This window comes from Nonomuraea sp. NPDC004702, assembly GCF_053601695.1.
Genome location: NZ_JBSGCE010000026.1, coordinates 120102 through 145376, shown reverse-complemented (window position 1 = coordinate 145376; position 25275 = coordinate 120102). Strand labels below are relative to the sequence as shown.

Genomic DNA, 25275 nt, shown 5'->3' with positions numbered 1-25275 from the left:
CCCGCACCAGCCACGCCGACCCGCTGAGCCGGCTCAGCCCGCGCGAGTCCGAGGTGCTGGCGCACCTGGCCCAGGGGCTGGTCAACGCGGCCATCCATCACCCACGGCGGCGCCGGGGACGCCTTCTGGGACGTGGTCAAGAACGGCGCCGAGGCCGCCGGCAAGCAGTACGGCGTCAAGGTCACCTACCAGGGCGACGGCGACCCCGCCAAGCAGTCGCAGCTCATCGACCAGGCCGTCGCGGAGAAGGTGGACGGCCTCGTCGTCTCGATGGCCAACCCCGACGCGCTCAAGGAGGCCGTCGGCAAGGCCGTCGCGGCGAAGATCCCGGTCGTCACCATCAACTCCGGGGCCGACTCCTCCAAGGCGTTCGGCGCCCTCACCCACGTCGGCCAGTCCGAGGACGTGGCCGGGCGCGGCGCCGGCGAGCAGCTCAAGGCCGCGGGCGTCACCAAGCTGCTGTGCGTCGTGCACGAGGCCGGCAACGTCGGCCTCGACCAGCGCTGCAAGGGCGCCGAGCAGACCCTGGGCGGCACGGTCGAGCGCCTGCAGGTGGACGTCGCCAACCTGGCCGACGTCACCTCCAAGGTCACCGCCAAGCTGCAGTCGGACAAGCAGGTCAACGGCGTGCTCGCGCTCAACCCGGCGGTCGCCGTGGCGGCCAGGGACGCGATCAGGGACTCGGGCTCGCAGGCGAAACTCGCCACCTTCGACCTGTCGGGCGACGTGGTCGCCGCGATCAAGGACGGCGAGATCCTGTTCGCCGTCGACCAGCAGCAGTACCTGCAGGGCTACCTGCCGATCACGTTCCTGAAGCTGTACAAGGACAACCTCAACACCGTCGGCGGCGGGCTGCCGGTCAACACCGGGCCCGGGTTCGTCACCAAGGACAACGCCGAGCAGGTGGCCAAGCTGGCCGAGGCGGGCACCCGATGAGCGGCCGCCGGGACGCGGCCGGGGACGCGGCCGGGCACGGGGAGGGCCGCCGATGACGGCCGCTCCCGCGCGGGCCGACGAGCGGGTCGCCCGCGTCGGCCTGGCCCGCCGCCTGATCGTCCGGCCCGAGCTCGGCGCCGTGGTGGGGCTGGTCGTGGTGTTCGCGTTCTTCGCCGCGCAGTCGGAGGTGTTCCGCTCGCCGGCCGGGATCGCCAACTGGCTCGACCCGGCCGCCACGCTCGGGATCATGGCGGTCGCGGTGGCGCTGCTCATGATCGGCGGCGAGTTCGACCTGTCGGCGGGCGTGCTGACCGGCACCAGCGGGCTGATCCTGGTCACGCTGGCCACCCGCTACGGGTTCGGCGTGTGGCCGGCGATGCTGGCCGGGCTGGTCGTGGCGCTCGCCGTGGGGTTCGCCAACGGGCTGGTGGTGACCCGGACGAAGCTGCCCAGCTTCATCGTCACGCTGGGCACGTTCCTCATGCTGCAGGGCGTCAACCTCGGCGTCACCAAGGCCGTCACCGGGACCGTGCAGGTGGGCGGGCTGCGCCGGGCGGCCGGGTTCGACGGCGCCAGCGCGCTGCTCGCGGGCACGATCCAGATCGGCGGCACGTCGTTCCGGGTGGCGATCCTGTGGTGGATCGCGATCACCGCGCTGGCCACGTGGGTGCTCATGCGCTCCCGGCCGGGCAACTGGATCTTCGCCGTGGGCGGCGACGAGCGGGCCGCGCGGGCGGTCGGGGTGCCGGCGGCCCGGACGAAGATCGCGCTGTTCATGACCACGGCGGTGGCCGCCTGGCTGGTCGGCTCGATCCTGGCGCTGCGCTACACCTCCGTCCAGGCCAACATCGGCATCGGACAGGAGTTCGTCTACATCATCGCGGCCGTCATCGGCGGCTGCCTGCTGACCGGCGGGTACGGCTCCGCCGTCGGCGCCTCCATCGGCGCGGTGATCTTCGGCATGGCCGACAAGGGCATCGTGTTCCTGGGCTGGGACGCCGACTGGTTCAAGTTCTTCCTCGGAGCCATGCTGCTGCTCGCCACGCTGGCCAACCGGATGGTCCGGCGCTACGCCGAGGAGGTGCGGCATTGATCCTGCAGACCCGCGACATCGGCAAGACGTTCGGCTCGGTGCTGGCCCTGCGCGGGGTGTCGATGGGCGTGGAGGCGGGCTCGGTCACCTGCGTGCTCGGCGACAACGGGGCCGGCAAGTCCACGCTCATCAAGATCCTGGCCGGGGTGCACCAGCACGACACGGGGACGTACCTGGTGGACGGCGCCGAGGTGCGCTTCGCCGGCCCGCGCGAGGCGCTCGACCGCGGCATCGCCACCGTCTACCAGGACCTGGCGATGATCCCGCTCATGTCGGTCTGGCGGAACTTCTTCCTCGGCTCCGAACCCCGCAAGGGGCTCGCCTTCGACGTGGCCAGGGCCCGCCGGGTGGCGGCGGAGGAGCTGCGCGCCATGGGCATCGACATCCGGGACGTCGACCAGCCGGTGGGCACGCTGTCGGGCGGCGAGCGGCAGTCGGTCGCCATCGCCAGGGCCGTGCACTTCGGCGCGCGGGTCCTCATCCTGGACGAGCCCACCTCGGCGCTGGGCGTCAAGCAGGCGGGCGTGGTGCTGCGCTACATCGCCCGCGCCCGCGACCGGGGGCTCGGCGTGGTGTTCATCACCCACAACCCGCACCACGCCTACCCGGTCGGCGACCGGTTCCTGCTGCTCAACCGCGGGACCAGCATGGGCGAGTACGCCAAGTCCGACCTCGGCAAGGACGAGCTGACCGCGCTGATGGCCGGCGGCGCGGAGCTGGCGGAGCTGGACCACGAGCTCCGGCGCGAATGAGCACCGCTTGATCGGAATTTGACGGAACCGGGCGATCGGATCGAGGTAGGCCAAGGCAGGAACCGGGTGGACGACGACTGACGACCCCGGGGACGGCCACCGTGACGACGATGATCAGCAAGCAGATCGTGCTGGAGAAGGCGGCGCAGGAGTTCGCCGACGCCAACGCCAAGCGGCCCTTCATCTACGAGCTGCCGCCCGAGCAGGGCCGCGAGGTCCTGGAGAAGCTGCAGTCCGACCCGGGCGTGCCCAAGCCGGAGATCGACGAGGAGTGGATCCAGGTCCAGGGCGGCCCGACGGGCATCGTGCCGGTGCGCATCGTCAAGCCCAAGGGCGCCACGGGCACGCTGCCGGTCATCTTCTACATCCACGGCGCGGGCTGGGTGTTCGGCTCGGCGCACACGCACGACCGGCTCGTGCGGGAGCTGGCCGTGCGGACCGGCGCCGCCGTCGTCTTCCCCGAGTACGACCGCGCGCCCGAGGCGAAGTACCCCACGCAGATCGAGCAGAACTACGCCGCCGCCCAGTGGGTGGCCGAGCACGGCGCGGAGAAGGGCCTGGACCCCTCCCGCATGGCCGTGGCCGGGGACTCGGTGGGCGGCAACATGTCGATCGTGCTCACGCTCATGGCCAAGGAACGCGGTGACGTGCGGCTGCTCGGCCAGGTGCTGTTCTACCCCGTCACGGACGCGAACTTCGACACCGAGTCCTACAAGCAGTTCGCCACGGGCTACTACCTCAACCGGGACGGCATGAAGTGGTTCTGGGACCAGTACACGACAGATCCGGCGCAGCGCGCGGAGAGCCACGCCTCGCCGCTGCGCGCGAGCGACCAGGAGCTGCGCGGCCTGCCGCCGGCCCTGGTGCTGAACGGCCAGGCCGACGTCCTGCGGGACGAGGGCGAGGCGTACGCGGCCCGGCTGCGGGAGGCGGGCAACGACGTCACGGCGGTCGAGCTGGCGGGGATGGTGCACGACTTCGCCATGGTGGACCTGCTGCGCGACACCAACGCCAACAAGGCCGCCATGAGCCTGGCGGTCGCCAAGCTGCGCGAGTGGCTGAACGCCTGATCTACAACGTAAAGACGCCTGCGTTCCACGCTGCCCATACGGTGAGAAAGAACCATATTTCTCCACCAAGACAAAGGAGTACGGAAGCGTGGCACGCGACGCTGTCTGGGCCGTTATTACCGGCATGTACGACGCCTACGCGCGAGGCGACAGGCAGGGCATCGACCGGCTCCTCCACCCGGAGGCCACGATCTGGGACTCCGCCGAGCCCGGCCTGATCACCAGCAGGCGGCAGCTCGAAAGAGTGCGCGACGCGCGGCCGTCGGACGGCCCGGCGGAGACCTCCGTCCGGGCCATCGACGAGATCGTGGACGTGTGGGGCGACACCGCCCTGGCCCGGTACCTGCTGCAGGTGGACTTCGAGCACGGCGACCCCGAACTCGTCCGGACGACCAGCGTGCTGCGCCTGGTGGACGGCGAGTGGAAGATCGTCCACGTGCACGAGAACACGCTCAGCTCGTGCACCAGGCCACACACGGACGACGCGCGCGCGGACACGCCCTGACGACCTGACCGCGCGCGGGCGCGCCACGCGGGGGCCCGGCAGGAACCCCGGCAGTGACCCGGCAGTGCGCCCCGCACAGCCGGGCCCGCCCCGGCCGGGCGTCGCGCACACCGAGGAGGAAGGGGGACGGCCCTATGGTGCGGCAATACTTCGCGCCCCCCTCCGAGGAGCTTGCATGACCGCCACCGACGCACCGACGCTCCCCATCGGGGCGGCGTTCGACCGGATGCCGTTCTCCCGCCGGCACGTGCTCATCGCGCTCGCCCTGTTCATCGCCTTCGTCATCGAGTCCTGGGAGCAGCTCGCCCTGGTCTACGTCTCCGGCGACCTCGGGCCGGCGTTCGGCATCGACGAGGCCGGGATCGGCGTCGTGCTGTCGGCGGTGGCGTTCGGCATGATCCCCGGCGTGCTGGTCTGGGGACCGCTCGCCGACCGCGTCGGGCGCCGGCCGACCGCGTTCTGGTCGCTGCTGGCCTACGGCGTGATCGCGCTCGCCTCGGCGTTCGCGCCGAACATGGCGACCCTGGTCGCGCTGCGCGTCTGCTCCGGGCTCGCGCTGGCCGGGGTCTACACGATCACCTTCCCGCTCTTCCTGGAACTGCTGCCGACCAGGCACCGGGGCCGGGCCGCGGTCTACCTGTCGATCGGCTGGCCCATCGGCATGCTGGCGGCCATCGCCGCCTCGGTGACGCTCGGCGGGCTCGGCTGGCACGTCGTGGTCATCGCCAGCGCGGCGGCCGGGCTGTGGGCGTTCGCGATCAGGGCGTGGGTGCCCGAGTCGCCGTACTGGCTGGCCGCCCGCGGGCGGCAGGAGGAGGCGCGGGCCGTGCTGCGCGTCCTGGGCAGCCCCGACGCCGAGGCCACGTTCACGATGGCCGGCACGATCGCCGGAACGGCGGCGAGCGCGCGCGCCGGCCACCCCTTGGACCTGTTCCGCGGCCGGCTGGCCCGGATCACCGTGCTCATGCTGCTGCTCAACTTCGTCTTCAACTGGGGCTACTGGGGGCTGCAGACCTGGCTGCCGACGCTGCTGCAGGCCAAGGGCCTGTCGCTGTCGGCCTCGCTCGGCTTCGCCGCGCTCAGCGCGCTGATGATGATCCCCGGTTACGTGAGCGCGTCGCTGCTGACCGGCCGGTTCGGCCGCAAGAAGGTCTTCCTGTTCTACGTCGTCGCCGCCGTGCTGGGCGGCCTGTGGTTCGCCACCGCGAGCAGCCTGACCGGCCTGTACCTGGGCAACTTCGTCCTGTCGTTCTTCAGCCTGGGCGCGTGGGGCGTGTGGAACACCTGGAACGGCGAGTTCTACCCGACCGCCCTGCGCGGCACCGGCTACTCCTGGGCCACGGCCTCCCAGCTCGTGGCCACCACGGTCGCGCCGTCGGCCGTGGGCGCGCTGCTGGCCCACGCCACCGGCTTCACCGCGACGATGCTGGTGATCAACGCGTTCATGGTGGCCACGGCGCTGCTGGCCATGCCGCTGCCCGAGACCGAAGGGCGCGAGCTGGAGTGATCCTCGGCGTCGCGCTGGACGGGCCGTCGCCGGCGGTGGTGGCCGTCGGCGACGGCGCGCCGCCGTCGCAGGCCGTACGCGCCTGCGTGGCGGTCGACCTCGACGGGACAGCCCGCGCGCCGGTGGCCGCGATCCGCGTCGGCGGACCGTGCCCGCCGGTGCTGCGGCCGGTGGCCGACCCGGGGGTGGCCACGATCGTGCGCGGCGGGCACAGCCTGACCGGCCGCCCGCTGGCGCCGCTGGACACCGGCGCGGTACGCGAGTTCGCCGCCGGCTGCGGCCTGGTCGACTTCGCGGTGACGGCGACCGGCTCGCCGATGCTGGCCGACCACGAGCTGGCGGTGGCCGCGATCATCGCCGCCGAGGTGCCCGCGGCCAGGATCACGCTGTCGTACGAGTTCGGCCGCCCCGGCCTGCGGGAACGCGAGGCGCACGCGATCCGGAACGCGGCGCTCGGCCCCGAGGCGGGCCGGATCGCCGACCGGGTGGCGCGGGAGCTGCCCGGGGTGCCGGTGTTCTTCGCCCGCACCGGCAGCGGCCTGGTGTCGGCGCACTACTTCCGCAGGTTCCCGCGGGCCTGCGACCGCGGCGGGACGACCAGCCTGCGCCGCGGCCGGGCCGCCCTGGCCACGGCGGACGTCCCGGCGCCGTTCGAGGTGGTCGAGCCCGCGGGCGACGACCTGCTGGCCGCGGCCTACGGCGCGGCGCTCGCCCGTCCCGAGGCCCAGGTGGAGCGCATCGTGCAGGCCCGCGGCCGGGCCGAGCTGGACCGGGCGCTGCAGGACGCCAGGGACGAGGCGCTGACCCGCGTGGTCAGCGCCGGCGCCGCGCCCGGCTTCGCCCGGATCGCCGAGACCACCGTCAACCCGCTGTCCTACCTGCCCGACGGCTTCTACCGGGTGCGCGTCACGGCCGAAGGCGCGACGCCGTGACCCGGCGCGTCGGTCCCGAAGAGCTGCGCCGCTTCTCGGCGGGGTCGCGGCTGTTCGCCACGGGCGCGGGCGAGTCCTCCTACGGTCTCACCCTGGCCTGGGCGGAGTCGGTGCTCGGCGACGGCGTCGAGCTGGCCGCCGCGCACGAGCTGGACCCGGGGACGTTGTGCATGGTGGTCAGCCTGGTCGGCTCCACGACCGCGCTGGGCGAGCAGCTGCCCGCGGGCGACGAGCCCGTACGGGCGGTGCGGGCGCTGGAGCGGCGGCTGGGGGAGCGGGCCGGAGCCGTGGCGGCGCTCAACCTGGCGGCCGAGAACGCGCTGATCCCGCTGGTGGCCGCCGCGGCCCTGGGCGTGCCGCTGGTCGACGGCGACGGGACGGGCCGGGTGTTCCCGCTGGTGGAGCAGACGACGTACACGCTGGGCGGGCTGAGCGCGTCCCCGCTGGCGCTGGCCGGGGCGTCGGGGGAGCTGGTGCTGCTGGAGACCGCGGGCGGCCGGGTGGAGGAGCTGCTGCGTCCCGTCGTGCTGGCGGTGGGCGGGTGGGCGGTGGCCGCCTGCTACCCGATGGCGGCGCGGGACCTGGCCCGGGTGCTGGTGCCGGGCACGGTCAGCCTGCTGCTGGCGGCCGGGGGGCCCGGCGCGCCGCGCTCGGCGGCCGCCCCGTACGGGGTGCGCACGCTGTGCGCGGGCCGCATCCTGGCCGTCGAGGGCAGCACGGGGCACGGCGCCGACGTGGCCATGCCCTCGCTGCCCTCCAGCATCGTGGTGCAGGAGACGGGCGGCCTGCGCAGGCTCGTCCGGCTGGAGGCGCACAACGAGATCGTGCTCGCCCTGGCCGACGGGGCGCCGGTGGCGATGGCGCCGGACCAGATCTGCATGATCTCGTCCGCCGACGGCCTGGTCGTGGACGTCGACAAGGCGGCGCCCGGCATGGAGGTGGAGGTCATGGTGGTCAAGGCCGCGCCGGTCTGGCACACGGACGCGGGGCTCGCGCTGGGCGGGCTGCGGGCGTTCGGGATCCCGTTCGAGCAGCGGGCGGAGTCGCCGTGAGCGGCCTGCGCGAGCCCGGCTGGGAGGCGCCGGTCACGGTGGCGGAGCTGGTCAACGCCGGCCCGCTGGCCGGGGCCAGGATGTACGGCAGCGGCGACAACCCCGTGCACCAGGTCCGCATCGTGGACGACCTGTCGGTGTTCGGCGCGGTGACGCCGCACACGGCGGTCGTGCTGATCGGCGCGGCGGCCGGCGGCGGCTGGGCGGTCGAGATGGCCATGCGCCGGGCCTGGGAGCAGGCGGCGGCCTGCGTGATCGCGCCGTCGGGCGGCCTGAGCGCCGGGTCGGGCGAGGTGCTGGCCGAACGGCTCGGCGTCACCCTGATCTTCGTGGACGAGGACCCGCTGATCGTCGCCGTCCGGGTGGCCTCGGCGGCCTCCAGGCCGGAGGCGGCCCGCACCCAGCTCGTCGCCCGCTGCGCGACCCGGCTGGCCGACGCGGGCCCCTCGGCGCGGCGGGTGCTCGGGGTGCTCAACGCCGAGCTGCCCGGCACGTCGGTGGCCTTCCTCGACCGGTACGGCCTGCACGTCGCCGGCCGCCAGAGCGCCACCCGCGCGCCGGGCGAGCACGAGCCGGCCCGGCCGCCGGGGTCCCGATGGGCGGCCGAGGTCGAGGTGCCCGGTCAGGAGGGCCCGGCGCTCGGGACGCTGGTGGCCGCCGGCACGTCCCGCTCGCCCGGCTGGCCCGCGGTGGTGCGGACCGTGCTGGGCCTGGCGGTGGCCCCGCTGGCGGCGTGGGCGGCCCAGGAGCGCCTGCGCGCCTCGCGCGACTTCGCGCTGCAGTCGGCGCTGGCCCGGCGGCTGCTCGCGGCGGGCCGGCCGGCCCACGAACCGGCCGGCGACGGCGGCATCTGGCTGGAAGGGGCGCCGGCCGAGGCCGTGGCGCTGGGATGGGGGGTGCGCGGCACGCTGACCGCCTACCACGTCCGCCCGATGGGGGCGCTGGCCGACGACGGGCCGCTGGTGCAGGCGCTGGTCACCGCGGCGCTGGGCCAGGTGCCGGTGCTGCGGCGCGGCGAGGGCTGGGCCGGGTGGTCGCCGGAGCCGCCCGGCGAGCTCGCCGAGCACCTGCGGCGCTGCGTGCACGGCATGCCCTGGCCGTGCGCGGCCGGGGTGGGCGCGGCGGTGGAGGGGCTGGAGGCGGTGGGGGAGTCGCTGCTCGGCGCCGAGGCGGCGGCGTTCGTGGCCGGCGCGGGCACGGTGGCCCGCGCCGACCGGATGGGACCGGCCGAGCTGCTCGGCGCGCTCCCGGCGGGGGTGCTGCGCGCGCCGGCCACCGTCGTGCTCCAGCCGCTGCTGGCCGTCGACAAGGACGGCACACTGCTGGTGACGCTGGCCGCCGTCCTGGACGAGGGCGGCGCGCTCAAGGCCGCCGAACGCCTGGGCGTGCACCGCAACACGGTCACCACCCGCCTGGACCGCATCAAGGCCGCCGGCTTCGACCTGGACGACGCCGCCACCCGCCTGGCGCTGCAGCTCGCCTGCCACGTGCTGCTGCGCTGAGCCGGGCGGCGGCGTCGCCGGGTCAGTAGCCCCTGGTGAGGTGGACGCCCGCGCCGGGTCAGTAGCCCCTGGTGAGGTGGACGCCCGCGCCGACCTTGCGCCGCTTCCCGACGCCGTCGAGGAGGTTGCCCGAGGAGGCGATCGACATCGACTCGCCCTCGCCCTTGGCCAGCAGGATGCCGGTCTCTTGCTTGGTGCCGTGGCCGACGACGGTGTTGCCGGTGATCGCGGCGTGGCCCGCGCCGTAGTTGACCGCGTCCAGCGCCAGGTAGACGAAGTCCACGCCGTCGGGGAGCGGACCGGTCGCGGCGATCTTGCGCTCGGGCGGCGCCGCGCCGCTCTGACGGGCCTTGCGCAGCTCGGCCAGCGCGTTCGGCGGCGGCAGGAACTTGTGCACGCGGTTGCCGGTGATCGTGGTGGCGGCGTCGCCCTGCAGGTCGCAGCGGATGCCGTAGTACGTCTGGCCCGCCGTGCTCTCGGCGCCGAAGTCCTCGATGTAGTTGTCCTGGATCGAGGTGCCGAAGCAGCGGTGGGCGTCGATGGCGTTCTTCGGCGTCCCGTACAGGTGCAGGCCGCTCATCGTCCAGCCGGCCGCGTTGTCGCTCTGGATGGCGCTGGTGCCGCTGAAGCCGATCCAGGAGCGCTGCAGCGTCCAGTCGGTGACGGAGTTGCCGGGGTCGACGACGCGGATCCCGGCCTCGGCGGCGCCTTCGATGTAGACGTCGCTGATGACGCTGTTGACCATGGTGTTGCGCAGCGTCGTGCCGTTCCTGGACGGGTTGCTGATGCGGATGCCGTCGGACGGCGTGCCGTAGATGTCCACGTCGTAGACGCGGGTGTTCCACGAGCGCAGCAGCAGGCCGACCGTGCCGGTGTTGTGGTCGCGGTTGCCGTCGATGGTCAGCCGCTCGACCCGCACGCTCTCGCCGCTGAACTCGGTGTCCTCCAGCCAGCCCTTGGAGGCCAGCACGGCGGGCAGGTTGGCGCCGTCGGCCTGCTTGAGCACCGTGCCGGCCTTGGCGTCGCCCCGGTAGGTGCGCCGGTCGGCCAGGCTGATCGTGGCGTTGATCAGGCACGGCCCCTTGATGACGATCTCGTCGCCGTCCTTGGAGGAGTCGATGGCGGCCTGGATCGCCGCGGCGTCGCCGGGGGCGTCGGAGCAGGCGGCCTCCACCCTGGCGGCCGAGGCGGGCGCGGCCGGCGTCAGCACGGCGACGCCGGCCAGGCCCGCGGCGAGCGCGGCTGAGCCCGCGAGCAGGCGCGTTCGTAACGCAGTCATGAGAGTCCCCTCGTGAAGATGGTCATGACGGGGACACAGCCTCCCCAGGCTTCGCGTGCCCCCGCGTTGTCGATCATCTTCACAGACCGGAGAACAATCCGTGCGATTTTTGGTCGAATGCGGATCAGTTCGTGATCATGCCCTCGGCCAGGTCGGCCGCCCGCGCCAGGGGGGAGCGCCGGTCGGCCGGGCCGTAGCCGCCGCCTCCGCCGGACTCGCAGCGCAGCACGTCGCCGGCCGACACCGGCAGGGCGTTGACCTTGAGCATCCGGCGCTCGCCCGCCGTGCCCGGATTGAGCGTCACCCGCGGGGGAGCGCCCGCCGCGCCGCCGGCCAGGCCCCACGCGGGCGTGACCGAGCGTTCGAACCACAACGACAACGAGGTGTCGCCGCAGAACTCGTACTCCCGCACCACGCCGTTGCCGCCGCGCCACTGACCGGCGCCGCCGGTGCCCGGGCGCATCTCGTAGCGGCGCACCCGGACCGGGAACAGCGTCTCCAGCACCTCGATCGGCATGTCCCGCAGCGAGCCGTTGACGTTGTTGATCAGGCAGGACTCGCCGTCGCCGCCCTCCCACGCCCCCCAGCCGCCGACCGTGGCCTCCTGGGAGACGTACAACTTCCCGGTACGCGGGTCCGTCCCGGTGAACTGCACGATCATCGAGTCCCCGTACGAGGCCGCCGCCGCCTTGCCCGGCAGCGCCGGGGCCAGCGCCTTGACCACCAGGTCGATGAGCAGCCCGAGGTGGGAGTAGTAGTACTGGCAGGCGGCCGGCGACCGCGCGGCCAGCATCGAGCCCGGCCGGGTCTCGACGCTCAGCGGGCGGAAGGAGCCGCCGTTCAGCGGCACGTCCCCCGACACCAGCAGCTTGTACCCCACCCGCACCGCCGCCACGGCCTGCGCCGCGCCGCAGTTGACCGGCCCGCGGGCCTGGTCGGCGCAGTCGGTCAGGTCCACGTGCATCGACTCGCCCGACACCGTGACCCGCACGTTCACCGGCAGCGGCGTGGCCAGGTCGATGCCGTCGTTGTCGAGGAAGCCGGACGCCTCGTACACGCCGTCGGGGATCGCGGCGATGGCCTGGCGTTCCATGCGCTCGGTCTGGGCGAAGATCTCGTCCCGGGCGGCCATGACCGTCTCCAGGCCCCAGCGCGAGACGATCTCCTGCAGCCGCCGCTGGCCGGTCATCGCGCAGCTCACCTGGGCCCGCATGTCGCCGAGCGTGGCGTGCGGGAAGCGCACGTTGCGGGCGATCACCTCGTGCAGGTCGCGGCACGGCCGCCCGCCCGCGTACACCTTCACCGGGCCCAGCCGCAGGCCCTCCTGGAAGATCGAGGTGGAGTCCATCGAGCCGCCCGGGTCCTTGGAGCCGACGTCCAGCCAGTGGGCGCGCGAGGCGGCGAACCCGGCCAGCTCGCCGCCGGCGAAGATCGGGCCGTAGACGGTGACGTCGTTGAGGTGGGTGCCGCCGACGTAGGAGTCGTTCAGCACCCACACGTCGCCCTCCTGCCACACCTCGCGGCCGTACATGCGCTCGGTCTCGCGGGTGCACACCTCCAGGTTGCCCAGGAAGATCGGCAGGCCGGACGACTGCCCCAGCACGTTGTGGTCGCGGTCGAGCAGCGCCACCGCGCAGTCCTTGGCCTCGTAGATCACCGGCGTGTACGAGCTGCGGATCAGCGTGGTGTTCATGTCCTCGGCCGCCTGCAGCAGAGCGCACCGGATGATCTCTGTGGTAACCGCGTCGATCATTGGGTCAATCATTGGGTCGATCACTGGACGTCCACCTTCACGATGAGGAAACCGTTGTCGTCGACGGCCGCCAGGCAGCCCGGCGGGATGACCGTGGTCGCGGTCTCCTCGACCACGATCGCGGGCCCGGCGAACGAGCCGGACAGGCCCGCCCGCCGCAACACGGGCGTGCGGTGCACCACCCCGTCGAAGATCACGTCCCGGACGTTCGCCGACGCCTCCTCGCGCGGCTCGGCGGCCCCGGCGGCGGCGCGCGGGAACGAGCCGAACCCGGTGCTGCGCAGCATGACGAACTCGACCGGCGCCTCGGGGGTGGCGTGGCCGTACCGGCTGGTGTGGGCCTCGGCGTAGCGGGCCGCGACCGCGGCGAGGAAGCCCGGCTCGCCCGGCTCGGCGGCGTCGCGCAGCGGGACGGTGAGCGTGTAGTCCTGGCCCTCGTAGCGCATGTCCACGGCGTGCTCGACCCGGCGGCGCTCCTCCGGGACGCCCTGCCCGGCCAGCGCCTCCAGCGCCTCCCGCTCCAACGTCGCCAGATGCCCGGCCATGTCGTCGCCGTCGAGCGTGTCCTGCGGCCGGAAGTACGGGTGCGTCAGGTCCCGCCGCACGTCCGCCTCCAGCATCCCCCAGGCCGAGAACGCCCCCGGGAAGCGCGGCACGACCACCTCGGAGATGCCCAGCTCACGGGCGATGAAGACGGCGTGCATCGCGCCCGCGCCGCCGAAGGCGACCAGCGCGAACTCCCGCGGCTCCACGCCGTGCTCGACCGTCAGCGTGCGGATCGCCTGGGCCATCTTGGCGTTGGCCACGTCGCACACGCCCTCGGCCAGCCGCAGCGGGTCCAGGTCCAGCTCCCGCGCCAGCGTGACCACGGCCGCGCCCGCCGCCTCCTCGTCCAGCGTCATCAGCCCGCCCGCGAACCAGGCCGGGTCCACCCGGCCGAGCACCACGTTCGCGTCGGTCACGGTGGGCCGGGTGCCGCCCCGCCCGTAGCAGGCCGGGCCCGGCACGGCCCCGGCCGACTCCGGGCCGACGCGCAGCGCGCCCGCCTCGGCGTAGGCGATCGAGCCGCCGCCCGCGCCGATGGTGTGCAGGTTCACGATGGGCATGAGCACCGGGTAGCCCTCGATGCGGGCCTCGGCGCTGACGTCGGGCCGCCCGTTCACGACGAGCGAGACGTCGAAGGAGGTGCCGCCCATGTCCACGCAGATCGCGTTCTCCCGGCCCAGCATGCGGGCCGCGGCGACGCCGCCCATCGTGCCGCCGACCGGCCCCGACAGCAGCGTCTGCAACGGCCGCCGCATCGCGTACGAGGCGTTGACCAGCCCGCCCGACGACTGCATCACGTGCACCGGCACCGACAGGCCGCGCTCGGCGAAGCGCCGCTCGATCCTGGCCAGATACCTGCGCACGACCGGCCCGGTGTAGGCCTCCAGCACCGCCGAGGAGGTGCGCTCGTACTCGCGCCACTCCCGCGCGACCTCGTGCGAGAGCACCACGAGCACGTCCTCGCCCAGCTCGGCCCGCAGGATCTCGCCCGCGCGCAGCTCGTGCGCGGGGTCGGCGAAGGAGAACAGCAGGCACACGGCGACGGCGTCGAAGCCCTCCTCGCGGGCGCGCCGCGCGGCCCGCCGCACCGCCTCCTCGTCGAGGGGTTCCAGCTCGCGGCCCCGGTGGTCGAGGCGGCCGCCGGCCTCCATGACGTCCTGGCGCGGCACGAGCGGCGACGGCTTGCGGTAACGCAGGTCGAACATGCGGTCGCGGTTGCCGCGGGCGATCCGGTAGACGTCCCCGGCGCCCCGGCTCGCCAGCAGCAGCACCCGCGCGCCCTTGCGCTCCAGCAGGGCGTTCAGTCCCTGCGTGGTGCCGTGCACGAAGAAGGAGATGGCCGCGGGGTCGTCCACGACCCGGCCGAGCGCGGCGAACACGCCCTCGGCCAGGTCCCCCGGAGTGGTGGGCGCCTTCGAGGCGGTGACGGCCCCCGTGCGCTCGTCGTAGCAGACGACGTCGGTGAAGGTGCCGCCGATGTCCATGGCGACGCGATAGGTCATGCGCCGCACCGTACGCGCGCGGCGGCGCCGCGATCATGGGCGTCCTGCACAGGGACGGGACGCCGCCCGTGCATCGCGCTCAACCGGGTGCGCCCGCCCAAAAATCTACAACGTAAAGGCGGTAGCCTGGCAGGCGTGTCCCAGTCGTACCTCACCCTCGCGACCGGCGTCGAGCACGAGACCGAGGTGCGCCGCTCCCGGTTCGTCTGCGCGCTGGCCCCCGCCCGTACCGTCGAGGAGGCCGCCGCCTTCATCGCCGCCCGCCGCCGCGAGCACGCCGGCGCCACCCACAACTGCACCGCGTACGTGATCGGCGGGCGGCTGCAGAAGGGCGACGACGACGGCGAGCCCGGCGGCACGGCGGGCACGCCGATGGTCCAGGCGCTGGTCGGCCGGGGGTTCAACGACGTGGTCGCGGTGGTCACGCGCTATTTCGGCGGCGTCCTGCTGGGCGCGGGCGGCCTGGTGCGCGCCTACGGGGGAGCGGTGACCGAGACGCTCGACCTGGTGGAGCCGGTGCGGATGGTCCCGGCCAGGCTGGTGAGCGTCTCGGTGGCCCACGACCAGGCCGGCCGGGTGGAGAACGACCTGCGCGCCTCCCGCTACGCGCTGCGCGAGGTGACCTACGCCGCCGGGGTGACGTTCTCGGTGGCGGTGGGGGAGGACGAGGTGGCGGCGTTCGGCGAGTGGGTGGCCGCGCTGACGGCCGGCCGGGCCCGCGTCGAGGTGGGCGAGGGCGTGCACGTGCCCGGCTGAGGCCGCTCAGCCCTCCAGGGCGTACTGCATGACGCGGAACTTGGCCTGGGCCTCGGCCAGCTCGGCGGCCGGGTCGGAGTCGCCCATGATGCCGCCGCCGGCGAACAGCCGGGCGCGGTTGCCCTCGATCAGCCCCGAGCGCAGGGCGATGCCCCATTCGCCGTCGCCGTGGGCGTCGATCCAGCCGACCGGGCCCGCGTAGCCGGCGCGGTCCATGCCCTCCAGCTCGCGGATGACCTTGATGGCGGTGTCGGTCGGGGTGCCGCCGACGGCGGCGGTGGGGTGCATGGCGGCCACCACGTCGAGCACGGACGCGCCGTCGGCCAGCCGCCCGGTGACGTGGCTGGCCAGGTGCTGGACGTTGGGCAGCACGAGGAGTTCGGGCTCGTCGGGGGTGTGCAGGGAGGAGCAGAGGGGGGCGAGGGTCTGGCGCACGGAGGCGATGGCGCACTCGTGCTCGTGGCGGTCCTTCTGGGAGGCGAACAGCGCGGCGCCGCGGGCGACGTCGTCGGCCGGGCCGGTGCCGCGGGCGGTGGTGCCGGCCAGGACGAGGGACTCGATCTCCTGGCCGGTGCGGCGGATGAGCAGCTCGGGGGTGGCGCCGACGAGGCCGGCCACGGAGAAGGTGTAGCACTCGGGGTAGCGCCGGGCCAGCCGGGTCAGCAGCAGGCGCACGTCGATGGGGTGCTCGGCGGTGGCGAGCAGGTCGCGGGCGAGCACGACCTTCTCCAGTTCGCCGTCGCGGATGCGGCGGGCGGCCCGGGCGACGACGTGCTCCCATTGGGGGGCGGTGAGGCTGCCGTCGCCGTAGCTGATGCGGCCGGGCTCGCGGATGGGGCTGAACGTCTCCAGCGGGGCCTCGCCGACGGTGGTGAGCCAGGCGCGGCCGCCGCGGCGGGCGAGCACGGCGCGGGGGACGACGAGCACGGATCCGGGGGCGTCCTCGTCGAAGGTGAAGCTGCCGAAGGCGACGGGGCCGGAGCCGGAGCCGGGGGCGCGCCCGGCGTCGTCGGCGGGCGCGTCGCCGAGGACGGTGCGCAGCCACTCGCGGGCCCAGGCGAAGCGGCCGGGGCCCGGCGGCACGGCGACGCGGGCGGCCTGGCCCCATCCCACCAGGCCCTCGCCGTTCCTGATCCAGGCGTAGGGCGCCGTCTTCGGGAGGGATGCCAGCAGGTCACCGGGGTCGCCGACAGGGGTGGTGCGAACCGGTAGCGGGCGGGTTGTTCCGAGCGCGACACTCACTCAAGACACTCTATGCGGGAACTGAACACGTTCGACTCGGACCCCCGTGAATGCGGTGTTACTGCCCACGAGCCAGGAAATAACCGGATCTTGACGTTCATTGGGGGCGCCCAGCTCGCGGAGGCACTGTCAAGCGGCGATAGGAAGACGGTCCTGAAATGGCAGACCTCGCCTGAAGGTCATGGTGCGTCCTTGATCGACTCCCTACCTTTGGGGCCATGATCGGTCGCCTGTCCCCTGTCGTCACCGCCGTCCTCGTCCTGGCCGCTTCGGGCCCCGCGCAGGCCGTCGTCGCAGCTCAGCCCGTCCCTGAGACGATGGCGGCGCTGGGCGACTCGATCTCCACGGGCTTCAACTCCTGCGGCTGGTACGTCTCCTGCGCGGCCCGTTCCTGGGCGGCCGGCGACAACGCGCAGGTGGTCAGTCACTACCTCCGGCTGCGGGGCCTGGCTGGAACGCTCCACCGGGAGAACTTCGCGGTGCCCGGCTCGACGAGCGCCGACCTGCTCGGCCAGGTCAACCAGGCGATCGCGGCGAAGGCCGATTATGTGACGATCCTCATAGGCGCCCAGGACGCGTGCAAGCGCACCGAGCGGGAGATGACGCCGGTCGCGCTCTACCGCCGGCGCATGGACGCCGCGCTGTCGGCCCTGCGTGCCGGCGTGCCGCAGGCCAGGGTGTTCATCGCCAGCGTGCCCGACCTGCGGCGGTTGTGGCAGGTCGGCAAGGGCAACCCGCTGGCCCGTACGTTCTGGACCGTCGGGAGGATCTGCCAGACCATGCTGGCCGACCCGGCCTCGGTGAAGAGGGCCGACGTCGAGCGGCGGGCCCGGGTGCGGGCGCGGGTGATGGCCTACAACAGGGAGGCGGCGCTGGCGTGCGAGGCGATGGGGCCCTCGTGCGACACCGACGAGGGCGCGATCTTCTCCTTCCCGTTCACGCTCGACCACGTCAGCAAGTGGGACTTCTTCCATCCCAACCTCGCCGGGCAGAAGGCGCTGGCCGAGCAGACGTTCGAGCACGGCTTCGTGTGGGAGGACCCGCGCTAGCCCGGCCCTGGTGAGTGGCCGCCTTCCGGCGCGCGGGAAGAAAAGCCGCGTACGCCGCGAAGGATGGGTGAAAGCAATGATCACCCACCGGAAGGCACACTCATGACGGAGACGGGCACATGACCGCCGACGTGGGCGAGCAGGTGACCGACGCCGACCTCGTCGCCGGCTACCGGCGGAACCCTGAGCTGTTCACCGCCGTGTATGACCGGTATTTCCGTGACGTCTACCGGTACGTGGCTGGACGCCTGGGCGCTCAAGTGGCCGAGGACATCGCGGCCGAGACGTTTCTGCTGGCGTTCGACCGGCGTGACCGTTTCGCGCTGGAAAAAGGTGCTCTGCGGCCCTGGCTGCTCGGCATCGCCACGAACCTGGTGGCCCGGCATCGGCACAAGGAGGCCCGCCGGTACAAGGCGCTGGCCCGGCTGGACCCCGTGCCGGTCGTGGAAGGGCACGAGAACCGGGTCGTCACCGCCGCGACCGCGCAGCCGTACCTGGCGATGGCGCTCGCCTCGCTGAACGGCGGCGAGCGTGACGTGCTGCTGCTCCTGGCGCTGGGCCAGCTCAGCTACCTCGAGATCGCCCAGGCGCTCGGCATCTCCCTCGGCACGGTGGGCTCACGGCTCAGCCGGGCCCGCGCCAAGATCCACGCCCTCACCTTCAAGGAGACCCCTCATGCATGACGTGGAAGAGATCGCCGCCTTGCTGGACGAGCCGGAGCCGTCCGCCGGGGCGGTCGCGCGCGGCAGGGAGCGTCTGGAGCGCAGGGTGTCGGCGGGCCGGGCGCGCCGGCGTGCCGGCTGGTTCGTCCCGGGTGTGGCCCTGGCCGCCGCCGGTGCCGTCGCCGCGGTCGTGTTCGCCACGGGGGCGCCCACGAACGACGGCGCACCGGTCACGGGCAAGGAGGTCCTGCTCATGGCCGCCGTCCGCGCGGAACGCACGCCCCAAGGCTCGGGGACGTACTGGCACGTCACGCGCCGGTGGCTCGCGTCGGACGCCCCGCCGATGGAGAGCTGGACCAGGCGCGACGGCAAGCGCTGGACCAGGGCCGTGCCGGGGGATCCCGCCGGCGCCGTCATCCAGGCGCCGGAGGGGCAGACGCTCAGGCTCAAGGGCGCCAAGGTGAGCTTCGAGGAGCTCGAAGGGCTGCCGACGGACCCCGAGGCGCTGAAGGCGTCGCTCGTCGCCCGCAAGGGTCAGGAGAGGGACATGACCGGGTCCGAGATACGCGGCGATCCCACCCTCACCCTGCTGGCGCTGATCACGGACCTGCCGGCGCCCGGGGAGGTCCGTTCGGCGGCGTTCCGCGCGCTCGCCGCGACACCGGGGGTGGAGAACGCGGGCGCGGTCGAGGGCGGTCAGCATCTGCGCATTCCCGACCCCGATGGCGACACGGACATCGAACTGGTCGTCGATCCCGAGGAGGCCCGGGTGGTCCGCGCCAACCTCGTCCTCGTCGACGACGGCGGCCTGGCGTTCAGCGCCCACTTCATCTCCGTGACCACCGAGTGGACGGACCAGCTTCCCGCGGTGCAGAGCTGAGGCGGGATGCCGTGAGCCCCGCGGGTGATCGCGACCGCTGACGGTCCTCCTCTCCCGCACGCGTCCGCCTCCCGGGCTGGAAGGCCCGGGGGGCGGACGCGTCGTGATTCAGCTTTCCGGCCGTGCGGGTCAGCCCACGGCGTAGGCGCGGGTCACCGTCTGGGTGACGCCGTTGCCCGCCTTGTCGGTGACGGTCGCGCGCAGCGAGACGTACCCCGCGGTGGCGGGGTTGTCCAGCCGCGCCGTCCAGCCCGATCGGCTCGCCCGGACGTGCACCGGCCGCCACGTCCTGCCGTCGTCGGCGGACGCCTCCAGCTTGATCGAGGAGACCGCCGCCCTGGCGGCGCCGGGAGCGCGTTCGACCTGGATCGGGACGGTGGTCCGTGATCCCGGCCTGGCGCGGTTGGCGTCATCGAGGCCCTGGGGCGCGTAGCGCACGGCCATCAGCGGCAGCGGCTCGGGCTTCGCCGTACGGGCCGAGCGGAAGGTCCAGACGGCCTCGACGCCCGTGGACAGCTCGGCCTGCGATCGCCGGGTGGAGGCGGTCAGGGTGTAGGCGGTGTCGGCCTGCGGCAACGTGGCGGTGAGCGTGCACTCCCCGCCGGGGTAGGGCAGGCAGCCGGTGATGCCGGTCGTGGCGATCTGCTTGCCGTTCCCGGTCAGGGTGAGGGTGCCGGTCGCGGTCGCGTCCATGCCGGTGCGTCCGGCGACGCCGCTGCTGTACAGCCCGTGGGCGGGGAAGGCCAGGGTGTCGCCGGCCCGGCTGCCGCCGGAGGCGGCGAACGAGGGGCCGGTCACCGCGGCGTTCCAGACCTGGGTGAAGTTCCTGTCGCGCACCGGGCCGGTGCCGAGCTCGGTCAGGCCGCCCGTGATGAACTCGTCGTTCCAGGCGAATCCCGGGGTGAGGTACCGCGTCAGGCTGCCGGGCAGCGCGATGCCGTCCCACACGCCCATTCCCGGCGAGAGGGCGTCGCCGGGCAGCACCGGTCCCGTCATCAGCGTGCCGGTGGCGCCCGGGACGGTCGAGCGGTAGGTCTCGGTCGCCTTGACCAGGTCCCGGGTCCGCGCGGCGTACCCGGGGGTGTCGGGGAAGCCGTCCGTCCTGTGGTCGACGAGGTCGTAGCGGTACGGGCTGGGCGTCGTGTCCTTCTTGGTCCACGTGGTCTGGGCCAGGTAGGTGAGCCCCGGCTGCCGCACCGGGACGACGTAGAAGCCGCCGGAGTAGCCGAACGCGGTCATCGCGGTCCTCCAGGGCCCGTTGGCCACGGAGAGGGCGAATCCGGAATCGGGGACGGCGGTGGGGTCGTCCACCGTGAACGTGATCCGCTTCGCCTGGCGGCCGTCGACCGTCAGCGACACGTCGGCGTCGCCGACCTCGAACGGCCGGTGCGCGAGCGTCAAGCTGTGCTCCGCCCTCCCGAGGATCTCGGTGTAGAGGTTCCAGCGTCCCTTCGGCAGCCTGATCCTGGCCGTGCCGCCGTGGAAGATGAGGTTGCGCGGCGCGCCGGTCGCCTGGTCGTAGACGACGCCCTGCGCATACTCGGTGGCGGCCCCGTCCCTGTCCTGGACGGTCACCGTGACGTCATGGGACTCCGGCTCCACATAGGCGCCGGCCGGGGTGCGGACCACCGTGTCACCGGCCGTGGCGGTGACGATGCCCGGATGGTCGCCGGGGCCCTTGCCCTCGGCGTCGATGGTCACCGTGACCGACGCCTGCCCGCCCGCGGGCACCTCCAGTCGTCGCGGCGACAGCGTGAGCACGTCGGAGCCGGCCGCGAGGTCCAGGGTGACGGGCGTGGCCCCGGTGTTGCTGTAGGTGATCTTCCCGGTGGCCCGCCGCTCGCCCGGCCGGTCCCAGGGGAAGGCGGCCCACACGCCGGTGGGAGTGGCGATCACCTCCTGGGCCAGCGAGCGGAGCACGTCCACCCGCCCGGTGCCCTGCTGGTACGGCGTGGCGCCGTCGGTCGGCCGGGCACTGCCGACGAGCGCCGCCTTGAGCTGCTGCCCGCTCCAGTCGGGATGGCGCTGGGCGAGGATGGCCGCCGCTCCCGCCACGTGCGGACTGGCCATCGACGTGCCGCTCATCGCCACGTGGGTTCCGTCGGCGGTGCCCGCCGCGGCGGCGGCCATGATGTCCACGCCGGGGGCGGTGACGTCCGGCTTGACGGCGTGGTCGCCGATCCTCGGGCCCGTGCTGGAGAAGTCGGCCACCTGGTCGGAGCGGTCCACCGCGCCGACGGTCAGCGCGGCGTCCGCGCTGCCGGGGCTGTTCACGCTGCCCACGCTCTGCTCGCCCTCGTTGCCGGCGGCCGCCACGAACAGGGTGCCCGTGGCCTGCGAGAGGGTGTTCACCGCCTGCTCGATCGGGTCGAGGCCGGCTTCGTCGGGGCCGCCGAAGCTCATGTTGACGATCTTGGCCTTGACCTCCGTGGCGGCCCACTCCATCCCGGCCAGGATCGCGGAGTCGCTGATCTGCGTGCCCAGCTTGCCGAAGGCGATGCGGGCTCCCGGCGCCACGCCGCGGTACTTCTCGCCGGCGCCGGCGATGATCGAGGTGACGTGCGTGCCGTGCCCGAGTCGATCAGTCATGTCAGGCTCGTCGGAGAAGTTCCGCGACTGGGTGACCACGTCCTTAAGGTCGGGATGCGTGGGGTCGTACCCGCTGTCGAGCACGGCGACCGTGACGCCCTGCCCGGTGAATCCCCGCTGCCACGCCTCGGTCGCGCCGATCTGCCTGGTGCTGCGGTCCAGGGTGTACGTACGCCGGCCGTCGAGCCAGATCCTGCCCTTGCCCGCGGCCAGCGCGGACGCCCCGCCGAGCAGGCCCCGCCACGCCTCGCCCGCGCCCTTCTTGGCCACCCGCTGGGCCGTCATGTCGAGGGCGGCCAGCCGCCGGGTGGTGGCCGCGCCGCGCAGCGCGGGGGCGCTTCCCCGCGGCGACTGGGTGATCAGCGGGATGTCGGGCGTGTCCGCGTCGCCGTAGCGCCAGGCGAGCAACTGGGTGACATCGAACAGCCGCTCGTCCAGCACCCCCTGGGCGACCAGGGGCGCGGCGTCGGACGGGACGACGTACAGGTGCCCGTCGCGATAGCCGGAGGAGAAGTGCACCTCCCGGGCCGTGCCCGGCTCCACCCGGAAGCTCCTGCCCGTGACCACGACCCGGTCGCCGGTCAGCAGCGTCACACTGCCCGCCGGGCCGGAGCGCGGCTGACCAGGACGTGCCTGGCCCGCGTCGGCCGTGCCGGTTCCCGTCGTCGCGCCCACACTCAGCGTGCCTGCCAGGACCGCTGCCAGCAGTCCCTTGCCTAACGTCATTGATCCTCGCAAGAAGAGAAAACGATCGCTTTCCTCTCCTCTTCCGCGTAAGGCGGATTCTTCTTCCCCTGGCCCCTGAGGCGGGGGACGAGCTAGCGGCACTGCGCGAGCATGGCGTTCTTGTCGGCCCTGGTCACGGGCAGGTCGTACTTGAGCGCGACCTGGGCGAAACGGGTGACGTACGCGCAGCGGACGCGGCGCTGGGGAGGCAGCCACCCGGCCGGGCCGGAGGCGTCCTTCTCCTCGTTGGCGCGGCCGTCGACGGGTAACAGGTTGAGCGGGTCGTTGGCGAAGTCGAGGCGTTTCGACATCGGCCAGCGCGGCGCGCCCATGCGCCAGCCGTAGTTGAGCGGCACGACATGGTCCACCTGCACCTCGTCGGCCTGGGCCTTGTGCCAGGAGATGAGCCGGCCGGTGTAGGGGTCGGTCAGCTCCATGGCGACGACCTCGCAGCTCGACCCGGGCCGGTACTCGACGCCGGTGCCGTCGCGGGCGAGCAGGTCGTCGCGGGTGCGGCAGCCGTTGCGGGCGTAGGGGACGCCGGTGGCGGTGTCGGCCCAGTTCTCGCCGTACCGGCTGCGGGCGTAGCCGGCGTTGGGGCCGCGGCCCTTGACGCGTAAGCGGCCGATGAGGGCGCGCGCCCTGGCCTTGTCGCCGTCGGACAGGACAGGGGCGAGGCCGGGCAGCGTCCCGCTGGCGTTGCTGAGGGGGCTGGCGGCGGTGGCGGCGGGGCTCTTGGCGCTGCCGATGAAGGAAGCGACGATGACGGCTCCGGCGAGGATCGCGATGGCGTCCTTCGTGCTCAAGCAGCCCTCCGTGGCTCCCGCGGGCGAAGTTGTCTAGAGAATTCCCGCCATCGCCGGATTTGACACAGGAAGGCTTCCGTCACTGATCGGCCCCGCGCCGCCTCACCCGCACTCCCCACCGCTCGCGCAGCTTCTCCACGCCCGCCCAGTGCACGACGACGCCCGGGATCGTGAAGACCGCCGATCCCCCATGGGCGGCAACCGGAGTTCGACGTCGACGAGCTTCTCCGCCGGGCGTGCGGCGGTGACCGCCCGCGCCGCGGCGATGCCGGCCGCGGTGTTCCGCGGGCCTGGCCGGTGCCAAGGTGTTCACGCCACACCGCCGGAGGGGCGCAGCCGCAGGGCGGCGCGCTTGGCGGTGGAGCGGTCGAGCGCCTGCCTGGCCGGCTGGGCGCCGTCGGGGGTGAAGCGGTAGTAGCGGCGGCGCGGACGGCCCTCCTCGCGCGGATCCAGTTCCTCCCAGCTCGACTCCAGCCAGCCGAAGCCTTCCAGCCGGGCCAGGATCGGATGGATGGTGCCGCTGGGCAGCCCGGCCGCCGCGCAGATCTCCAGGCCGTACATGGCGCGGGTGGGGTCTTCGAGCAGGGCGCGGAGCACGAGCACGGTCGGCATGGTCATGCGGGGGAGGCTTCCCATGGTCTAACTCTACCTAGGGGTGTCGCGGGCCGCCAGATCCCTCGACGCCGCCCTTCGCCGAGCCGGTGGACACCCGGCCCGGCGGTGTGGCGGCCGGGTCCCGCTAGGCCCGGGGCCCGGCCGGCCCGGTGGCCTCGGCGGGCGCGGCGGCCTCGTCGGGTTCGGAGGCGGCTTCGGGGGCGGGGCGGGGCGGGCGGACGTACGTGCCGTTGCGGCGGGCCACCAGTTCGTCCAGCAGCTCGTCCCACTTCTGGCCCACCGCGTGCACGTCATACGTGCGCGCCGTCTCCAGCGCCGCCGCCGCCAGCGACCGGCGCAGCGGCTCGTCCTCGATGACGCGCATGATGGAGGCCGCCAGGTTGGCGTTGGTACGCGGCTTGACCAGCAGCCCGTCCACCTCGTCGGTGATCATCTCCTTGGGCCCGTGCGGGCTGTTGAAGCTGACGATGGCCAGCCCCTTGGCCATGGCCTCCAGGATCGTCATCGGGAAGCCCTCGTGCCGCGAGCTGAGCACGAAGATCGACGCCTTCTCCAGCTCGGCCCCCACGTCGCTGGTCGGCCCCGGCAGCTCCACCTTGCCCTCAAGCCCGGCCTCGACGATCTGCGCGGCCAGGTTGTCCTCCTGCGGCCCGGCGCCGAAGATGCGCAGCTTCCAGTCGGGGTGCGCGGCGGCGACGGTCTCCCACGCGGTGATCAGCCGGTGGAAGCCCTTGAGCCGGGTCATCCGGCCCACGGCGACGACGACCTTGGCGTCCAGCCTGGACACCTCGCCGCTCATCGGCGGGACGGCGTTGGGGATGCGCGCCAGCTTCTTCGGCTTCTTCGGCAGCGTGCTGCGGTAGTCGCGCAGGTCGGCCTTGGTGAGGGTGACCAGGGCGTCCATCCGCCGGTACCGCCACTTGATCAGCTTCTGCATCGGCTCGGCCTGGGTGCGCAGGGCCACGTGCTCCTGCCCGATGGTGATCACGCCCGGCTGCGCCAACTGCGCCATGGCCAGGTTGAGCCCGGGACGGGTGGCCATCAGCACGCCGCTGTCGAGCGAGCGGATGTAGCGGGCCAGCTTGTAGTCGGTCCACAGGTTGAAGCGGTGGTAGGCCGTCTCCTCCGGCGGGATCAGCTTGCTGGGGAACTTCGACAACATCGCCCGCAGCGGATCGGGGCTGGGCTTGAGCCGGTCGTCGAGGAAGCGGAAACGCACCCGCGGGTCGATCGGGAAGAACGGCTCCTCGGCCTCCTTCAGGATGCTGACGATCTCGACGTCGTGCTTCTCGGCCAGGTAGCCGGCCAGGTTGAACACCGTCCTGATCGTGCCGCCCATGCCGTTGGCGTGCAGGAGCAGGATCCTGATGCGGTCGGTCGACGGCGGCGGCGCGTTGCGTGCCTTGCGGCGGTTGTACCCCCGGTACAACCGGACCATCGCCGACTTCCCCCTGCGTGCCAGTGCGCGCACCTGGACGATCCCCCTTGTGCTCGGTTGCATTCGCATGCGCGCGGAGCCGG

Annotated in this window: 21 protein-coding genes; 13 read left to right on the top strand and 8 right to left on the bottom strand. The window is 73.3% G+C overall.

Annotated elements, in window-relative coordinates; all coding sequences use genetic code 11:
• Positions 1–96 precede the first annotated feature (96 nt).
• The 9 genes from ACWEJ6_RS29275 (at position 97) to ACWEJ6_RS29235 (ending at position 9349) form a co-directional block, all read left to right on the top strand.
• Positions 97–936, top strand: a complete 840-nt coding sequence (locus ACWEJ6_RS29275; RefSeq protein WP_452427853.1) for a sugar ABC transporter substrate-binding protein — start codon at positions 97–99, stop codon at positions 934–936.
• 52 nt (positions 937–988) lie between these two features.
• The gene (locus ACWEJ6_RS29270) at positions 989–2029 is read left to right on the top strand and encodes an ABC transporter permease (RefSeq protein ID WP_452427848.1); all 1041 of its coding nucleotides are present in this window, start codon (positions 989–991) and stop codon (positions 2027–2029) included.
• A complete protein-coding gene (locus ACWEJ6_RS29265; protein WP_452427846.1) occupies positions 2026–2781 on the top strand; it encodes an ATP-binding cassette domain-containing protein in 756 nt (251 codons plus the stop codon). The genes ACWEJ6_RS29270 and ACWEJ6_RS29265 overlap by 4 nt, the downstream gene beginning before the upstream one ends.
• A 110-nt stretch (positions 2782–2891) precedes the next feature.
• The gene (locus ACWEJ6_RS29260) at positions 2892–3851 is read left to right on the top strand and encodes an alpha/beta hydrolase (protein ID WP_452427844.1); all 960 of its coding nucleotides are present in this window, start codon (positions 2892–2894) and stop codon (positions 3849–3851) included.
• A gap of 88 nt (positions 3852–3939) precedes the next feature.
• Positions 3940–4356: a nuclear transport factor 2 family protein gene (locus ACWEJ6_RS29255; RefSeq protein ID WP_358299091.1), complete on the top strand. Its 417-nt coding sequence runs from the start codon at positions 3940–3942 to the stop codon at positions 4354–4356.
• Positions 4357–4531: 175 nt separating this feature from the next.
• Positions 4532–5863, top strand: coding sequence for an MFS transporter (locus ACWEJ6_RS29250; protein WP_452427842.1), 1332 nt, complete (start codon positions 4532–4534; stop codon positions 5861–5863).
• On the top strand, positions 5860–6795 hold the full coding sequence (locus ACWEJ6_RS29245) for a hypothetical protein (protein WP_452427840.1): 936 nt from the start codon (positions 5860–5862) through the stop codon (positions 6793–6795). The genes ACWEJ6_RS29250 and ACWEJ6_RS29245 overlap by 4 nt, the downstream gene beginning before the upstream one ends.
• Entirely contained in the window at positions 6792–7847 is a 1056-nt protein-coding gene (locus tag ACWEJ6_RS29240; RefSeq protein WP_452427838.1) for a DUF917 domain-containing protein, read from the top strand. The genes ACWEJ6_RS29245 and ACWEJ6_RS29240 overlap by 4 nt, the downstream gene beginning before the upstream one ends.
• A complete protein-coding gene (locus ACWEJ6_RS29235; protein ID WP_387680322.1) occupies positions 7844–9349 on the top strand; it encodes a PucR family transcriptional regulator in 1506 nt (501 codons plus the stop codon). Before ACWEJ6_RS29240 ends, ACWEJ6_RS29235 begins: the two co-directional genes overlap by 4 nt.
• Positions 9350–9407: 58 nt before the next feature.
• Here the strand turns inward: ACWEJ6_RS29235 and ACWEJ6_RS29230 are convergent, their stop codons facing one another.
• The 3 genes from ACWEJ6_RS29230 to ACWEJ6_RS29220 form a co-directional block, all read right to left on the bottom strand.
• Complete coding sequence (locus tag ACWEJ6_RS29230; protein WP_387680324.1) at positions 9408–10628, bottom strand: right-handed parallel beta-helix repeat-containing protein; 1221 nt, start codon at positions 10626–10628, stop codon at positions 9408–9410.
• A gap of 124 nt (positions 10629–10752) precedes the next feature.
• Positions 10753–12381, bottom strand: a complete 1629-nt coding sequence (locus tag ACWEJ6_RS29225) for a hydantoinase B/oxoprolinase family protein (RefSeq protein WP_452427836.1) — start codon at positions 12379–12381, stop codon at positions 10753–10755.
• Positions 12382–12401: 20 nt separating this feature from the next.
• Entirely contained in the window at positions 12402–14429 is a 2028-nt protein-coding gene (locus tag ACWEJ6_RS29220; protein ID WP_387680329.1) for a hydantoinase/oxoprolinase family protein, read from the bottom strand.
• A gap of 135 nt (positions 14430–14564) precedes the next feature.
• On the opposite strand from ACWEJ6_RS29220, the gene ACWEJ6_RS29215 reads away from it, so the two are divergent.
• Positions 14565–15185: a YigZ family protein gene (locus tag ACWEJ6_RS29215; protein ID WP_352364154.1), complete on the top strand. Its 621-nt coding sequence runs from the start codon at positions 14565–14567 to the stop codon at positions 15183–15185.
• 6 nt (positions 15186–15191) lie between these two features.
• On the opposite strand, the gene ACWEJ6_RS29210 is transcribed toward ACWEJ6_RS29215, so the two are convergent.
• Complete coding sequence (locus ACWEJ6_RS29210) at positions 15192–16427, bottom strand: isochorismate synthase (RefSeq protein ID WP_449921367.1); 1236 nt, start codon at positions 16425–16427, stop codon at positions 15192–15194.
• Positions 16428–16645: 218 nt separating this feature from the next.
• Here ACWEJ6_RS29210 and ACWEJ6_RS29205 point away from each other — a divergent pair, with 218 nt between their 5' ends.
• The 3 genes from ACWEJ6_RS29205 (at position 16646) to ACWEJ6_RS29195 (ending at position 19018) form a co-directional block, all read left to right on the top strand.
• Entirely contained in the window at positions 16646–17476 is an 831-nt protein-coding gene (locus ACWEJ6_RS29205; protein WP_452427833.1) for an SGNH/GDSL hydrolase family protein, read from the top strand.
• A gap of 119 nt (positions 17477–17595) precedes the next feature.
• On the top strand, positions 17596–18159 hold the full coding sequence (locus tag ACWEJ6_RS29200; protein WP_452427831.1) for an RNA polymerase sigma factor: 564 nt from the start codon (positions 17596–17598) through the stop codon (positions 18157–18159).
• Positions 18152–19018, top strand: a complete 867-nt coding sequence (locus tag ACWEJ6_RS29195; protein ID WP_452427829.1) for a CU044_5270 family protein — start codon at positions 18152–18154, stop codon at positions 19016–19018. The genes ACWEJ6_RS29200 and ACWEJ6_RS29195 overlap by 8 nt, the downstream gene beginning before the upstream one ends.
• Before the next feature lie 129 nt (positions 19019–19147).
• Here the strand turns inward: ACWEJ6_RS29195 and ACWEJ6_RS29190 are convergent, their stop codons facing one another.
• From ACWEJ6_RS29190 to ACWEJ6_RS29175, 4 genes are all read right to left on the bottom strand, one after another.
• Positions 19148–22333 (bottom strand): S8 family serine peptidase, encoded by a 3186-nt coding sequence (locus tag ACWEJ6_RS29190; RefSeq protein ID WP_452427827.1) that lies wholly within the window; start codon positions 22331–22333, stop codon positions 19148–19150.
• 92 nt (positions 22334–22425) lie between these two features.
• Positions 22426–23139, bottom strand: a complete 714-nt coding sequence (locus ACWEJ6_RS29185) for an HNH endonuclease family protein (RefSeq protein ID WP_452427825.1) — start codon at positions 23137–23139, stop codon at positions 22426–22428.
• Between the two features lie 309 nt (positions 23140–23448).
• Positions 23449–23775 carry a PadR family transcriptional regulator gene (locus tag ACWEJ6_RS29180; protein ID WP_452427823.1) on the bottom strand — a complete coding sequence of 109 codons (327 nt, stop codon included), beginning with the start codon at positions 23773–23775 and terminating at the stop codon, positions 23449–23451.
• A gap of 103 nt (positions 23776–23878) precedes the next feature.
• Complete coding sequence (locus ACWEJ6_RS29175; protein ID WP_452427821.1) at positions 23879–25225, bottom strand: glycosyltransferase family 4 protein; 1347 nt, start codon at positions 25223–25225, stop codon at positions 23879–23881.
• Positions 25226–25275: the final 50 nt, after the last annotated feature.

Excerpts from the sequence above, each read along its gene's own strand:
- ACWEJ6_RS29270 (WP_452427848.1), top strand. The coding sequence starts at position 989 with ATGACGGCCGCTCCCGCGCGGGCCGACGAGCGGGTCGCCCGCGTCGGC.
- ACWEJ6_RS29260 (WP_452427844.1), top strand. The coding sequence starts at position 2,892 with ATGATCAGCAAGCAGATCGTGCTGGAGAAGGCGGCGCAGGAGTTCGCC.
- ACWEJ6_RS29250 (WP_452427842.1), top strand. The coding sequence starts at position 4,532 with ATGACCGCCACCGACGCACCGACGCTCCCCATCGGGGCGGCGTTCGAC.
- ACWEJ6_RS29230 (WP_387680324.1), bottom strand. The coding sequence starts at position 10,628 with ATGACTGCGTTACGAACGCGCCTGCTCGCGGGCTCAGCCGCGCTCGCC.
- ACWEJ6_RS29225 (WP_452427836.1), bottom strand. The coding sequence starts at position 12,381 with ATGATCGACGCGGTTACCACAGAGATCATCCGGTGCGCTCTGCTGCAG.
- ACWEJ6_RS29220 (WP_387680329.1), bottom strand. The coding sequence starts at position 14,429 with ATGACCTATCGCGTCGCCATGGACATCGGCGGCACCTTCACCGACGTC.
- ACWEJ6_RS29205 (WP_452427833.1), top strand. The coding sequence starts at position 16,646 with ATGATCGGTCGCCTGTCCCCTGTCGTCACCGCCGTCCTCGTCCTGGCC.
- ACWEJ6_RS29200 (WP_452427831.1), top strand. The coding sequence starts at position 17,596 with ATGACCGCCGACGTGGGCGAGCAGGTGACCGACGCCGACCTCGTCGCC.
- ACWEJ6_RS29195 (WP_452427829.1), top strand. The coding sequence starts at position 18,152 with ATGCATGACGTGGAAGAGATCGCCGCCTTGCTGGACGAGCCGGAGCCG.
- ACWEJ6_RS29190 (WP_452427827.1), bottom strand. The coding sequence starts at position 22,333 with ATGACGTTAGGCAAGGGACTGCTGGCAGCGGTCCTGGCAGGCACGCTG.
- ACWEJ6_RS29180 (WP_452427823.1), bottom strand. The coding sequence starts at position 23,775 with ATGGGAAGCCTCCCCCGCATGACCATGCCGACCGTGCTCGTGCTCCGC.